Raw genomic sequence first — 13,912 nt, 5'->3', positions numbered from 1 at the left:
GTGTTGATTCAAGGCCACTATTCGCTGGAATTCGAACCGGTTCGTGATGCCTTCGCGGCCCTGTTCGACGATCGCCAGGAGCGGGGCGCTGCCCTGTGCATCCAGGTCAATGGCGAAACGGTGATCGACCTGTGGGCCGGGACCAGTGACCGGGACGGCTCCGAAGCCTGGCACAGCGATACCTTGGTAAACCTGTTTTCCTGCACTAAAACCTTAGCTGCTGCAGCAACGTTGCAATTGGCCGCAGAAGGCAAGTTGGACCTGGATACCCCCGTGGCACGGTATTGGCCTGAATTCGCCGAAAACGGCAAAGCGGCCATTACCGTACGCCAGCTACTGTGCCACCGTGCAGGCTTGCCGGCCTTGCGGGAATTGCTTCCAGCCGACGCGCTGTACGATTGGCCACGCATGACCGCTGCGTTGGCAGCTGAGCGCCCCTGGTGGGCGCCTGGCACCGCCCAGGGGTATGCCGCCATTACGTACGGTTGGTTGCTAGGCGAGGTGATCCGCCGGGTCGACGGCCGCTCGCCAGGCCGTGCCATTGTAGACAGGGTAGCGGCCCCGCTTGGGCTGGACATTCATATTGGCCTGGCCGACAGCGAGTTCCACCGTGTGGCCCATGTGGCCCGTGGCAAAGGCAACCCAGGCGATGCGGCTGCTCAGCGCCTGCTTCAGGTCACGCTGCGCGAGCCCGAGGCCTTGAGTACCCGAGCGTTCACTAATCCACCCTCCATCCTTACCAGTACTAATAAGCCGGAATGGCGGCGCATGGAACAACCTGCGGCCAACGGGCATGGCAATGCCCGTGGCCTGGCCGGGTTCTACCAAGGGCTGCTGGACGGCAGCCTGCTAGGCGACGAGTGGTTAACCGAGTTGACCCGTGAGCACAGCTGTGAAGAAGACTTGACGCTGCTTACCCCTGTACGATTCGGCCTGGGGTGCATGCTGGACCAGCCTGCAGTGCCCAACGCTACGTTCGGCCTGGGCCCAGGAGCGTTCGGCCACCCTGGTGCAGGGGGTTCGGTAGGGTTTGCTGACCCTTACCATGGCGTGGCGTTCGGGTTCGTGACCAATACCCTGGGCCCCTATGTGTTGATGGACCCACGGGCCCAGAAACTGGCGCGTACCCTCATGGTCTGCCTTTAGTTCCATGCGACCGGCGGTAGCCCACGGCGCGCTGAATGTTCTACCATCCAATCAACGATTTAAGTGGGTTTTTTAACCCGATTTATTGACATCATCTTTCCGGATCGATCATGTACGCCAAGAAGACCTTCGCTTTCGCTCTGTGCCTGGCAATCACCGGCTGTGCCCACACGTCGCAAGACGCCTCTGCCAAAACGGGTGCAAGCTGGTGGCCGTTTGGCGAGCCGTCTGCCAAAGAAGCAGCGAACAAAGAGGTTGCCAAGGACAATGGCGTAGAGCAGGCCGTACAGGATCGAGTCACCCAGGCCCAAGCCGCATCTGATGCCAAGGCGGCCAGCGAAGGTCACTGGTGGTGGCCGTTTGGCAATGATGGCAAGGCTCAGGCCGCTGCAACCAACCCGAAAGGGGCACCTGCTGCCGCTGTCGCCACAGCGGCCAAGGTTGATCCGGCAGTCACCAAGGCTTGGCTTGACGCCTATGAGCCTAAGCTTCGCGAAGCCATTCGCGGCAGCAAGTTCGAGCTGGCCCGTGGTGATGACATGTTCGTGGTCACTGCGCCAGTAGATGGCTCCTTCAACCCGGATCGCCCGGCCATGTTGTTGCCTGTGTCCTTGTCACCTATCACCAATGTGGCCAAGGCACTGGAAGGGGACGCCAAGACATCTGTATTGATTCTCGGCCATGCTGACAGCACCGGTGCCGCTGATGCTAACCGCAAGGTCAGCCTGGAACGTGCGCAGTCCATTGCCGCCATCTTCCGCCTCAGCGGTTTGCAGCGTAACCGCCTCAGCACCCGTGGCATGGGCTCGGTCGTGCCTCGCGCCGCCAACGACAGCCCGGCCGGCCGGGCGCTGAACCGTCGCGTAGAAATGTTGGTAACGCCGGAAAGCGGCATGGCCGTGTTGATGGCCAAGTATGACCAGCCTACCCCGGTGGCTGCGGCCCTGGTCGCACTGCAAGACGTTAAAGCCTTGCCAGAAGCCCCCAAAGCGGCCCCGGCAACGGCCAAGAAAACAGCTGGCAAGCAGGTGGCTGCCAAAAAGCCTGCAGCACCGGCCAAGAAAAAAGCACCTGCCAAGAAAGCCGCCGCCGCCAAGAAGCCGGTTGCCAATCAACAGGCCAAGAACTGAGCAACGGATTGATGAGCAAATCCCTGGCGGACATGCGTCGTGACTACACCCGAAATGGGCTGACGGAAAGCGACGCGCCAAGCGACCCCTTCAGCCTGTTCCGCCAATGGTTCGATGAAGCTGTGGCTACCGAGCAACTGCCTGTCGAGGCCAATGCCATGACCCTGGCGACGGTCGACATCGAGGGGCGGCCTCACTGCCGTGTGCTGTTGCTCAAAGGCCTCGACGACCAGGGGTTCACTTTTTTCACCAACTACGAAAGCGCCAAGGGCGAGCACCTCGCCCTCAATGCGTTTGCGGCCATGACCTTTTTCTGGCCTACCCTGGAGCGTCAGGTTCGCATCGAGGGCAGGGCGTTGAAGGTGGCGGCGGCCGAGTCTGAGGCCTATTACCAGGTTCGCCCTTTGGGTAGCCGTATCGGGGCCTGGGCCTCTCCCCAAAGCCGCCCTATCCGTGACCGTGCCGAACTGGAAACCCTCCTTGAGGAGACGCGCGAGCGCTTCGGTGACAAACCGCTGACCTGCCCGGAGCATTGGGGCGGGTATCGCCTGGTACCGGACCGTATCGAGTTCTGGCAGGGTCGCTCCAGCCGTCTCCATGACCGCCTGGATTATCGCTTGCACCAAGGCACTTGGCAGCGTCAGCGGTTGGCGCCTTAAGGCCCTTCAAAACTTCCGGAATTCATGACACCCTTCGTATGGCGGCGTTTAATGGCTGTCTGTCCTACGGAGTGTGATCCATGCGTAATTCTGTTGTTCTTGCCAGTTGCTTTACTGCCCTGACCGTCCTGCTGAGCGGGTGCGCGTCCAGCCTTACCGGTGACACCTATTCCCGTGACGAAGCCCGCCGGGTGCAAACGGTTCGTATGGGAACCATCGAAGCACTGCGCCCCGTCAAGATCGAAGGCACCAAAACGCCTATCGGTACTGGTGCAGGCGCTATCGTGGGCGGTGTAGCTGGCAGCGCCGTAGGCGGCGGGCGCGGCAGCCTGGTGGCAGCCGTGATCGGTGCCGTTGCAGGCGGCTTCCTGGGGTCCGCCAGTGAAGAAGGCCTGACGCGCACTCAAGGGGTGGAAGTCACGGTGCGTGAAGACGATGGCAGCACCCGCGCCTATGTACAGCAAGTGCAGGAGAATGAAGTGTTCCGTGTGGGTGAGCGGGTACGCATCATGACGGTTGATGGCACCAGCCGAGTTACCCATTAAGCCATCAAGCCAGCGTTAAATGGCCGCTTCGCAGGCGTGGGCACTAGAAGCCGCAACGCCTGCGAGCAACGGCCCTGCATTCAGGCCTGAGCTTTGGTCCTGCTGGCCAGGGCCATGATGACATAACCTCCGACGGCCGACAGGAAGGACCCCGCCAGAATGCCCATACGGTCCTGGCCGGCATAAGGGCTGATAGCGGCGTCGAACGCCAGTGAGCCAACAAAGATGCTCATGGTGAACCCTATGCCGCACAACACGGCCACGCCTAGCAACTGGCCCCAGTTGGCATGTGCAGGCAAGGCTGCCAAGCCGGTTTTCACAGCCATGAAGGTCATGCCGAACACCCCGAGGGTCTTGCCCAGCATTAGCCCGGCCATGATGCCTAGAGGTACTGAATGCGTGAAGCTTTCAAGGCTGATGCCCTTCAAGGAGATGCCAGCGTTGGCAAAGGCGAACAGCGGCAGAATGGCGTAGGACACCCACGGATGCAGCGCATGTTCAAGGCGTAGCAAGGGCGACTCATGCTCCGCCGTGTCGCCTCCACGCAAAGGGATGAAGAAGGCGAGCGCGACACCTGCCAAGGTGGCATGCACGCCGCTTTTCAGTACGCACACCCAGAGGACGAGGCCGATCAGCAGGTAGGGCGCCAGGTGACGCACACCCGCCCGGTTTAGCGCCAGCAGGGCAACAAGGCAGCCGGCAGCCAACAGCAATGCGGTGGTGGAAAGCGCGCCGGAGTAGAACAGGGCGATGATCACGATGGCCCCCAGGTCATCGATGATGGCGAGCGTCATCAGAAACAGCTTGAGGGACGCGGGCACGCGCTTGCCCAGCAAGGCCAATACACCCAACGCAAAAGCGATGTCTGTGGCCGTGGGAATGGCCCAACCTGCCGCAGCTGCGGAGTCTTGATGGTTCAGTGACCAATAGATAAGGGCCGGCACTATCATGCCGCCAAGGGCCGCCGCCCCTGGTAGCACCACTTGAGACAGTTTTGCCAAGTGGCCCTGAAGCATTTCGCGTTTCACTTCCAGGCCGATCAGCAGAAAGAAGAGGGCCATTAGCCCGTCGTTGATCCATAGCAGCCAAGGCTTGGCAATTTCCAGCGGGCCCAGGCGTACCCCGACCGGGATATCGAGAAACCCTTGGTACCAGGCCGAAGCAGGCGAGTTGTTGGCTACCAGGGCCACGGCGGCCGCAATGATCAATAACAAGCCACCTGTGGCCTCCATTGCGAAAAACTTGCGTAGCGACAGACGTACAGACAAGGCGCCCTCCTGGGTCTGATAAGTGTGGGGCATACCCTAACGCGCAGGGCTTGCCTGGCAAACCCGAAGTATAAGCCGGGATCCAGGCGCGAGGGCTGAAACCCCCGCAGCCATAGGCTTTTCAGAGGATTCCTTGAATGCGTTTCCGATTGTGTCCGAAACGTTAAAGCCGCTGCCGGCGTCCTTTCCGGCTGCTTTGTGGCGTGGGCTTAAACGCCTAGCAAATCCCTGGCGACCGCTTCGGCCACACGAATACCATCCACCCCTGCTGAAAGGATACCTCCGGCGTACCCAGCGCCTTCGCCTGCCGGGAACAAGCCTTTGAGGTTCAGGCTCTGGAAGTGCTCGTTACGGGTAATGCGCAAGGGTGATGAGGTACGCGTTTCAAGCCCGGTCAGCACAGCGTCGTGCATGCTGTAGCCTTTGATCTGACGGTCGAATGCAGGCAATGCTTCGCGGATAGCCTCGATGGCAAAAGCCGGCAGGGAGGCGGCCAGGTCAATCAGCGCGACCCCAGGCTTGTAGCTGGGCTCAACGCTGCCCAAGTGGGTTGATGCGCGGCCCGCCATGAAATCGCCCACCAGTTGCCCCGGCGCATGGTAGCTGCTGCCACCCAGCAGGTAGGCGGTGGTTTCCAGCTGTTCCTGCAGCTCGATACCGGCCAGCGGCCCGCCTGGGTAGTCCTGCTCAGGGGAGATGCCGACCACCAGGCCAGAGTTGGCGTTGCGCTCATTGCGTGAGTACTGGCTCATGCCGTTTGTCACAACCCGACCTGGCTCGGACGTAGCAGCCACTACCGTGCCACCTGGGCACATGCAGAAGCTGTAGACGGACCGGCCGTTGCTGGCGTGGTACACCAGTTTGTAGTCAGCGGCACCGAGCTTGGGGTGCCCGGCGTATTTGCCCAGCCGGGCCTTGTCGATGACCGACTGGGGGTGCTCGATACGAAAACCGACGGAGAACGGCTTGGCCTCCATGTACACGCCACGGGCATGCAGCATGCGGAAGGTATCGCGGGCGCTGTGGCCCAGGGCGAGTACCACCTGGTTGGCCATCAGTTGCTCGCCGTTGCCCAGTTGCACACCTCGTATGCGATCGTTTTCGATCAAAAGGTCCGTGACCTTGGATTCGAAACGGACTTCGCCCCCCAGCGCAATGATCTGCTGACGCATGTTTTCAACCATGCCGGTGAGGCGGAACGTGCCGATATGCGGCTTGTTCACGTAGAGGATTTCTTCCGGCGCCCCGGCTTTCACGAATTCTTCCAGGACCTTGCGGCCATGGTGCTGCGGGTCGCGGATCTGGCTGTACAGCTTGCCGTCCGAGAATGTCCCAGCACCGCCCTCACCGAACTGTACATTGGACTCCGGGTTGAGTTCGGCCTTGCGCCACAGCCCCCAGGTATCCTTGGTGCGCTGCCGTACTTCCTTGCCGCGCTCCAGCACAATAGGGCGCAGGCCCATCTGTGCCAATAGCAGGGCGGCGAAGATGCCGCAGGGCCCGAAGCCTACAACCAGGGGGCGTTGGCCCATCGGCGCCGGGGCATGGCCCACGAAGCGGTACGTCATGTCTGGTGCCACTACCAGGTTATGGTCGTTGGCAAACCGTTCCAGCAGGGCGGTTTCGTGTGCGACTTCAACGTCTACCGCATAGATGAACAGCAGCTCTGAGTTCTTCTTGCGGGCGTCATAGCTACGTTTGAAGATGCTGAACGACAACAGCTCAGCGTCTGCGATCGCCAGGCGTTGAACGATGGCGTGGCGCAGCGCCTCGTCAGTATGGTCCAGGGGAAGTTTGAGTTCGGTAATTCGTAGCATGGGGTGTCCAGTGGCCGGCCGCGATCGCGGCGCAAGTGCAAGCCGGCAATTATACCCGCTCGGGGCGCGCCAGCCACTGGTGAGCGGTCAATGTCCGTCGGCCGGAGCGCCGCCGGGGTAGGCGCAACCGCGCTGTACTTGAGTACCCACGCGTAATTCGGCGGTCAGAAAACTCACCCGGTCGCCTTCCATGCAACGCTGTGGTGCCAGCCACAGTTCGATGTGCTGGTTGTTGGCTTCGGTGCTCAAGCTGGTGGCCCCCCCAGGCAATTGCTCTTGCACGTACGGCACTGCCAAAGCAGGCTGGCCGTCGCGCTCCAGCTTCATGCCATTGGTGTTGACCTGAGCTGACCAGCCTTTGCCCTGGGCGGCGTAGGCCGTCAACTTGAAATTAGGGTCCTTGCAGGCACCGTTGCCGGGTTCTACTCGGTAGAGGGTCTGAAGGTTGAGCTGGCCTGGCCTGCCTTCAACGGCGTTACCATCGAAGCGGCCACGCAGGTCAGCGAACAAGGGGCCTGGCTGCTGGCCGAAGGCCGCCGCCTCTTCAGCAAGGCCGGTCTTGCCATTATCGGTGACTACAAACGTGCGGGAGGCCGTACATGGCGTGAACAGCAGGTGGCCTTCGGCGGTCGCCAGGCTGCCTTGCATACGGGTCTGGCCGGAGAGCGTTGGCGCTGTATCGTCACCGGTCAAACCCAGCATCTGGCAGCCTGCAAACACGGGGAGCAGGGTGGCAAGCAACAGCGAGCGGGCAGCGAGCATCGTCGGTCTCCTAGTAAAGGGAAGCCAAGTTAGCACGTTCCCGACGAGGATTTAGTACCCAACCTGATACTGTTGCCCCGCCTGCCCTTGCTGCGCAGCCCCGGCCGGAAATCTTGCGGCGTTATCCGCCCAGGTACGCCTCCCGCACTTTGGGGTCGGTCAACAGGGCTTCTCCCGTCCCGGTCATGACCACACGGCCATTTTCCAGCACATAGGCGCGGTCAGCTACCTTGAGCGCCTGGTTGGCATTCTGTTCCACGAGAAACACCGTCACGCCATCACGTCGCAGCTGTTCGATAATGTCGAAGATCTGCTGAATGATGATAGGCGCCAGGCCCAATGAAGGTTCGTCCAGCAGCAACAGCTTCGGCTTGCTCATCAAGGCGCGGCCGATAGCCAGCATTTGTTGTTCACCGCCGGACATGGTGCCGCCGCGCTGCCCATAGCGTTCCTTCAGGCGGGGGAACAACGCCAGCACAGTGTCCAGCTGCGCTTCATAGTCAGCTTTTTCCGTGAAAAAGCCGCCCATGGCCAGGTTCTCTTCCACCGTGAGGCGGGCGAACACGCGGCGGCCTTCAGGCACTACTGCAATGCTTTTGCGCATGATCTGCGCCGATTCCAGCCCCACCAGTTCCTCGCCCAGGTAGCGAATACTGCCCGAATGCGCTCGTGGCGAGCCGCACAACGTCATCAGCAAGGTGGACTTGCCTGCGCCGTTGGCGCCGATCAGGGTGACGATCTCGCCCTGATTGATCTCCACATTCACGCTGTGCAAGGCCTGAATCTTGCCATAGAAGGTCGATACGTTTTCAAACTGCAGCATCTCAGGCTTCCCCCAGGTAGGCTTTGATCACATCAGGGTTGTCCCGGATCTGTTCAGGCGTGCCATCGGCCAAGGGCGTACCTTGGTTGATCACCACAATATGGTCGGAGATGGTCATCACCAGTTTCATGTCGTGTTCGATCAGCAGCACCGTAGCGTTGTATTCCTCGCGCAGCACACCGATCAGCGCCTTGAGCTCTTCGGTTTCCCGAGGGTTAAGGCCTGCGGCTGGCTCATCCAACATCAGAATACGCGGGCGGGTCATCATGCAACGGGCGATTTCCAGCCGCCGTTGCTGGCCGTAGGCAAGGGTGCCGGCGGGGCGGTTGGCTACGTCCTTGAGGTTCACCCGCTCAAGCCAGTGCTCGGCGTACGCCATGGCCTCGCGTTCGCTTCGGCGGAAGGCCGGGGTCTTGAACAGGCCCGCCAAAAAGCCGGTATTGAGGTGGCGGTGCTGGGCGATCAGCAGGTTTTCCACGGCGGTCATGTCCTTGAACAACCGCACGTTCTGGAAGGTGCGCACCACGCCCTTGCGTGCAATCACATGGCCAGGCAGCCCTTGCACGGCTTCGCCGTCCAGCAGGATGGTCCCGCCGCTGGGCTTGTAGAAGCCCGTTAGGCAATTGAATACGGTGGTTTTGCCGGCGCCGTTGGGGCCGATCAGGGAGACCACTTCCTTTTCTTTGACAGTCAAGGCCACGCCATTGACCGCCAAAAGCCCGCCGAAACGCATGGACAGGCCGTCAACCTTCAATATTTCACGGTTCATCGGCCCAGCTCCATGTGAGGGCGTTGCATGGGCAGCAGCCCTTGCGGGCGCCATACCATCATCAGCACCATCAAGGCGCCGAACATCAACATGCGGTAGTCGCTGAACTCACGCATCAGCTCCGGTAGCAGGATCATGACGATCGCTGCCAGGATCACGCCCAGCTGCGACCCCATGCCGCCCAGTACCACAATGGCCAGAATGATCGCCGATTCGATAAAGGTGAATGACTCGGGTGTGACCAGCCCCTGCCGGGCGGCGAAGAAGCTGCCGGCAAAGCCCGCGAAGGCTGCACCCAGCGTAAATGCTGAGAGCTTGATCACCGTGGGGTTCAGGCCCAGGGCACGGCAGGCGATTTCATCCTCGCGCAAGGCTTCCCAGGCCCGGCCAATAGGCATGCGAAGCAAGCGATTGATCACAAACAAAGCCGCCAGCGCCAGCAGCAGGGCAATCAGGTAGAGGAATACCACTTTGTCTGCCGGGTTGTAGTCCAGCCCGAAATACTGGTGGAAGGTTTGAGCGCCTTCGGCCGCGCGACGCTCGAAGCTCAAGCCGAACAGCGTAGGCTTTTCGATGTTGCCGATACCATTGGGGCCACCCGTGATGCTGGTGAGGTTGCGCAGGAAAATGCGAATGATCTCGCCAAAACCCAGGGTCACGATAGCCAGGTAGTCGCCACGCAGGCGCAGCACGGGGAAGCCCAGTACGAACCCGAACAGCGCCGCGAACAGGCCGGCCAGTGGCAGGCATACCCAGAAGCTGAGCCCATAGTAGTGGGAGAGCAGGGCATAGCTGTAGGCGCCCACGGCGTAGAAGCCCACGTAGCCTAGGTCCAGTAGCCCTGCCAGGCCTACCACGATGTTCAGGCCCAGGCCCAGCATCACGTAGATAAGCACCAGGGTAGCGATGTCCACTGCGCCACGGGAGCCGAAGAACGGCCATATGAAGGCCAAAACGATCAGCGCGGCCAAGCCCCAGCGTTGGGTGCTGGGAAGGGTCAGCCAGGAAGAGACACCGGCAGGCACCCAAGGCTTGCGATCTGCACTCGGGGTGCCGGCTGTACGGCTGGCCACCAATACCCGAATGAACAGTGCAATCGAACACAGGGCAATGACGATGACAGTTGTGGTATCGGCACCCTGCACCTGCAAGGTCACCCCTGAAAACACCAGCTTGAGCCCGAATACGGGATAGGCCACTGCCCATACCAGCAAGGCGCTGAACAGCGCCGACTTGATTGATTTGCTCATACCTTCTCAACCTCCGGGCGACCGAGAATGCCGGTCGGGCGGAACAGCAACACCAGCACGAGCAGGCCAAAGGCGACAACGTCTTTGTACTGGTCGCCAAACACATCGGCACCGAAGGCCTCGGCGACCCCAAGCACCAGCCCGCCCAGCATGGCGCCAGGGATACTGCCGATGCCGCCCAGTACCGCAGCGGTGAAGGCCTTCAGGCCTACCAGGAAACCTGCATTGGGGTTGATGACACCGTATTGCATGCTCAGCAGCATGGCGGCTACCGCAGCCAGCGCTGCACCGATCACGAACGTCAGAGCAATCACACCGTTGGTGTTGATGCCCAGCAGGCTGGCCATTTTCATGTCTTCGGCACACGCACGGCAGGCACGCCCCATGCGCGAGCGGGAAATGAACAGGGTAAGGCCGTACATGGTGGCGACCGTTACCACGAAGACCAGGATCTGCATGTAGGAAATCAATACTTCCTGTGACCCACCTGGCCCGAAGCGTACATCGCCGGGCAGCAGGTTAGGGATGGCAAAGTTGCCCGACCCCTGAGACAGCTGAACCGCGTTCTGCAGGAAGATGGACATGCCGATCGCAGAAATCAGTGGAATGAGGCGGTTGCTGTTGCGCAGCGGGCGATAGGCCACGCGTTCGATGCTGTAGCCGTAGGCGCTGGTGACCACGATAGCGGCGGCAAAGCCGGCGATCATGAGCACGGGCAAGCTGTGGATGCCCATCATGGACAGGCCTGCAAGGACCATGAACGCCACGTAGGAGCCGATCATGTACACCTCGCCATGGGCGAAGTTGATCATGCCAATGATGCCGTACACCATGGTGTAGCCAATGGCGATCAGGGCGTAGGTACTGCCAACGGTGAGGCCGTTGATCAGCTGTTGCAAGTAATGATAAATGTCGGGCATGTGCCGCGCTCCTAAAAACCTGTTGGCATTTCCCCAGCAGCCGTGTGGTTCAACACTCTGAAGGTGCGTTCAGCCACGTCTGGTCCGGTGAACCGCATGTAACGGTTTTAAGATTTTCAGGGGAAGCGCTCGCCGCAGGGCGGCAAGGGCTTCGGTGCTCGTAAAACAAAGCCCACTGCACAGGGCAGTGGGCTTTGGTGGGCCGTAGCGGGAGGGTTACTTCGCTTCGGTCTTAGGCTTGCCGTAGTGCCATTCGTAAACCACGAACTGGAAGTTCTTGAGGTCGCCTTTGTCGTCGTAGCTCAGTTCGCCCATTGGGGTTTTGAAGGTGCCGGAGTGAAGCGCCTTCGCAACGTCTTCGGGCTCTTCGCTTTTCGCGGCGGTGATGCCGTCGGCGATCAGCTGCACGGCAGTGTAGGACGGATACACGAACGGACCGCTTGGGTCTTCTTTCTTGTCCTTGAACGCCTGGGTCAGGGCCTGGTTGGCTGGGTCCTGGTCGAAGGATTTTGGCAGGGTCACCAACAGGCCTTCAGAGGCTTCACCGGCAATCTGGGAGATGGAGTCGTTGCCGACGCCCTCAGGGCCCATGAACTTGGCATTCAGGCCCTTTTCCTTGGCCTGGCGCAGGATCTGACCCAGCTCCGGGTGGTAGCCGCCGTAGTACACGAAGTCCACGTTAGCCTGCTTGAGCTTGGCAATCAGCGAAGAGAAGTCCTTGTCACCGGCATTGATGCCCTCGAACACGGCCACTTTTACGCCTTTGCCTTCCAGGGTCTGTTTGACCGCGGTGGCAATGCCCTCACCGTACTGCTGCTTGTCGTGCACCACGGCCACAATCTTGGGTTTCACGTGGTCAGCGATATAGTTGCCGGCGGCAGGGCCCTGGGCGCTGTCCAGGCCAATGGTGCGGAAGACCAGCTTGTAGCCACGGCTGGTGATGTCCGGGCTGGTGGCTGCCGGGGTGACCATCAGGATGCCTTCGTCTTCATAGACGTCCGAGGCCGGCTGGGTAGAGCTGGAGCACAGGTGGCCGACCACGAACTTCACGCCATCGTTGACGACCTTGTTAGCGACCGCTACGGCCTGCTTGGGGTCACAGGCATCGTCGTAGGTGACCGCCTCAAGCTTCTTACCGTCCACACCGCCCTTGGCGTTGATCTGGTCGACTGCCATGAGCGCACCGCGGAATTGCATGGCACCGTACTCGGCCACAGGGCCGGTCTTAGGGCCAGCGATGCCGACCTTGATGGTGTCAGCGGCGAACGAGTAGCTGGCGGCGCCAGCCAATACCATGGCGGCAAACAGTTTGGACATCTTGGTGTTGTGCATAAGGCTCCACTCTCGTGTTTTAGTTCTTATAGTCCGTGCGGCAGGCCGCGGACCGGTACTGCTGCGCCTGCCATTGCAGGTTTGCACCATAATCGACCGGCGTGGCCAGTGTGTCTCGGTATCGCGAAGGCAGTGTAGTTTGCCCCTTGATCCATTGAAAAGCTGGCCAGTTGCCGGGCATCGCGTCGATGTCGCTTATATGAAAGTTTCTTACAGATTTTCGACGAGTAAGTGCCTTTTATCACGCTAACACCCAGGAAATACAGGTGTTTTATTCGGTACGTGAAGTTGAAACCAGGTTTTTCAGAAAAGCGCTAGCCGCTATCATTGCCGCTACTTTCCTTCTCAGGCCAGGCCCATGACGCAACAGACAAGCACCCTCTATGCCAAACTGCTCGGCGAGACGGCAAGAATCAACTGGCAGGAACTGCAGCCGTTCTTTGCGCGCGGCGCACTGTTGTGGGTCGCTGCCGAGTTGGACCTGATTGCAGTTGCTGAAGCCATGGCCAATAACAATCATGCTCAGCTAAGCACGTGGCTAGACGCTGGCGAGGTCGCTAAAGTGGGTGAGGGCAGGGCGGCGGACCTGTTGGAGCGCGACCCTGAATTGTGGGCTGTTGTCGTTTCACCCTGGGTTGTGTTCCAGGAGAGGGCAAGCAACTGAGAGGCTGCCCTAATAGAGTGCGTGAACTGCTCGCTTGGTACCTATCAGCTTGAAACCCGTTCGCAGGCTTCGCCAGCGCCTACAAAAACACGCGTGGTCTGCTGTAGGACTGGTCGAAGCCGAAGGCGTAGGCCGGGAATTGGCCGCTTGGTACATGCCATCTGAGGGCCAGGTTCGCAGGCTGCGCCAGCGCCTACAAAAACCGCGTGGTCTGCTGTGGGGCTGTTCGAAGCCGAGGCGTAGGCCGGGAACTGCTCGCTTGGTACCTATCATCTGGGGACCAGTTCGCAGGCTGCGCCAGCGCCTACAAAAGCACGCGCGGTCTGCTGTGGGGCTGTTCGAAGGTGAGGGCGTAGGCCGGGACTGCCCGCTTGGTACCTATGATCTGGGGACCATTTCGCAGGCTGCGCCAGCGCCTACAAAAAACACGCGTGGTCTGCTGTGGGACTGGTCGAAGCCGAAGGCGTAGGCCGGGAACTGCTCGCTTGGTACCTATCATCTGGGGACCAGTTCGCAGGCTGCGCCAGCGCCTACAAAAACCGCGTGGTCTGCTGCGGGACTGGTCGAAGCCGAAGGCGTAGGCCGGGAACTGCCCGCTTGGTACCTATCATCTGGGGACCAGTTCGCAGGCTGCGCCAGCTCCTACAAAAACACGCGCGGTCTGCTGTGGGACTGGTCGAAGCCGAAGGCGTAGGCCGGGAACTGCTCGCTTGGTACCTATCATCTGGGGACCAGTTCGCAGGCTGCGCCAGCGCCTACAAAAGCACGCGCGGTCTGCTGTGGGGCTGTTCGAAGGTGAGGGCGTAGGCCGGGAATTTGCCGGCCTT

General features: G+C 60.6%; 13 protein-coding genes. 5 read left to right on the top strand and 8 right to left on the bottom strand.

Features of this window, described 5'->3' with window-relative positions:
• The 4 genes from HBH25_RS04125 (at window position 1) to HBH25_RS04110 (ending at window position 3,480) form a co-directional block, all read left to right on the top strand.
• Window positions 1–1,146, top strand: a complete 1,146-nt coding sequence (locus tag HBH25_RS04125) for a serine hydrolase domain-containing protein (RefSeq protein WP_168081830.1) — start codon at window positions 1–3, stop codon at window positions 1,144–1,146.
• A 110-nt stretch (window positions 1,147–1,256) separates the two neighbouring features.
• Complete coding sequence (locus HBH25_RS04120) at window positions 1,257–2,276, top strand: OmpA family protein (protein ID WP_168081828.1); 1,020 nt, start codon at window positions 1,257–1,259, stop codon at window positions 2,274–2,276.
• A gap of 11 nt (window positions 2,277–2,287) precedes the next feature.
• Window positions 2,288–2,935: a pyridoxamine 5'-phosphate oxidase gene (pdxH, locus tag HBH25_RS04115; RefSeq protein ID WP_168081826.1), complete on the top strand. Its 648-nt coding sequence runs from the start codon at window positions 2,288–2,290 to the stop codon at window positions 2,933–2,935.
• A gap of 80 nt (window positions 2,936–3,015) precedes the next feature.
• The gene (locus tag HBH25_RS04110) at window positions 3,016–3,480 is read left to right on the top strand and encodes an outer membrane lipoprotein (protein ID WP_168081824.1); all 465 of its coding nucleotides are present in this window, start codon (window positions 3,016–3,018) and stop codon (window positions 3,478–3,480) included.
• Window positions 3,481–3,560: 80 nt separating this feature from the next.
• On the opposite strand, the gene nhaA is transcribed toward HBH25_RS04110, so the two are convergent.
• From nhaA to HBH25_RS04070, 8 genes are all read right to left on the bottom strand, one after another.
• The gene (nhaA, locus tag HBH25_RS04105; protein ID WP_168081822.1) at window positions 3,561–4,748 is read right to left on the bottom strand and encodes a Na+/H+ antiporter NhaA; all 1,188 of its coding nucleotides are present in this window, start codon (window positions 4,746–4,748) and stop codon (window positions 3,561–3,563) included.
• A 209-nt stretch (window positions 4,749–4,957) separates the two neighbouring features.
• Window positions 4,958–6,565: an NAD(P)/FAD-dependent oxidoreductase gene (locus HBH25_RS04100; protein WP_168081820.1), complete on the bottom strand. Its 1,608-nt coding sequence runs from the start codon at window positions 6,563–6,565 to the stop codon at window positions 4,958–4,960.
• 87 nt (window positions 6,566–6,652) lie between these two features.
• On the bottom strand, window positions 6,653–7,327 hold the full coding sequence (locus tag HBH25_RS04095; RefSeq protein ID WP_168081818.1) for a hypothetical protein: 675 nt from the start codon (window positions 7,325–7,327) through the stop codon (window positions 6,653–6,655).
• A gap of 121 nt (window positions 7,328–7,448) precedes the next feature.
• Entirely contained in the window at window positions 7,449–8,150 is a 702-nt protein-coding gene (locus HBH25_RS04090) for an ABC transporter ATP-binding protein (protein WP_168081816.1), read from the bottom strand.
• A 1-nt stretch (window position 8,151) separates the two neighbouring features.
• Entirely contained in the window at window positions 8,152–8,919 is a 768-nt protein-coding gene (livG, locus tag HBH25_RS04085) for a high-affinity branched-chain amino acid ABC transporter ATP-binding protein LivG (protein ID WP_168081814.1), read from the bottom strand.
• Window positions 8,916–10,169, bottom strand: a complete 1,254-nt coding sequence (locus HBH25_RS04080) for a high-affinity branched-chain amino acid ABC transporter permease LivM (RefSeq protein ID WP_168081812.1) — start codon at window positions 10,167–10,169, stop codon at window positions 8,916–8,918. Before HBH25_RS04080 ends, livG begins: the two co-directional genes overlap by 4 nt.
• Window positions 10,166–11,089 (bottom strand): high-affinity branched-chain amino acid ABC transporter permease LivH, encoded by a 924-nt coding sequence (gene livH / locus HBH25_RS04075; protein WP_168081810.1) that lies wholly within the window; start codon window positions 11,087–11,089, stop codon window positions 10,166–10,168. Before livH ends, HBH25_RS04080 begins: the two co-directional genes overlap by 4 nt.
• A gap of 216 nt (window positions 11,090–11,305) precedes the next feature.
• Complete coding sequence (locus HBH25_RS04070; protein ID WP_168081808.1) at window positions 11,306–12,421, bottom strand: branched-chain amino acid ABC transporter substrate-binding protein; 1,116 nt, start codon at window positions 12,419–12,421, stop codon at window positions 11,306–11,308.
• A gap of 358 nt (window positions 12,422–12,779) precedes the next feature.
• Here HBH25_RS04070 and HBH25_RS04065 point away from each other — a divergent pair, with 358 nt between their 5' ends.
• Window positions 12,780–13,085 carry a DUF2288 domain-containing protein gene (locus HBH25_RS04065; protein WP_168081806.1) on the top strand — a complete coding sequence of 102 codons (306 nt, stop codon included), beginning with the start codon at window positions 12,780–12,782 and terminating at the stop codon, window positions 13,083–13,085.
• Window positions 13,086–13,912: the final 827 nt, after the last annotated feature.

Origin of the sequence: Pseudomonas quercus (assembly GCF_012033695.1) — a bacterium.
GTDB classification, from domain to species: domain Bacteria; phylum Pseudomonadota; class Gammaproteobacteria; order Pseudomonadales; family Pseudomonadaceae; genus Aquipseudomonas; species Aquipseudomonas quercus.
This window is presented reverse-complemented; position numbering and strand designations above follow the sequence as displayed.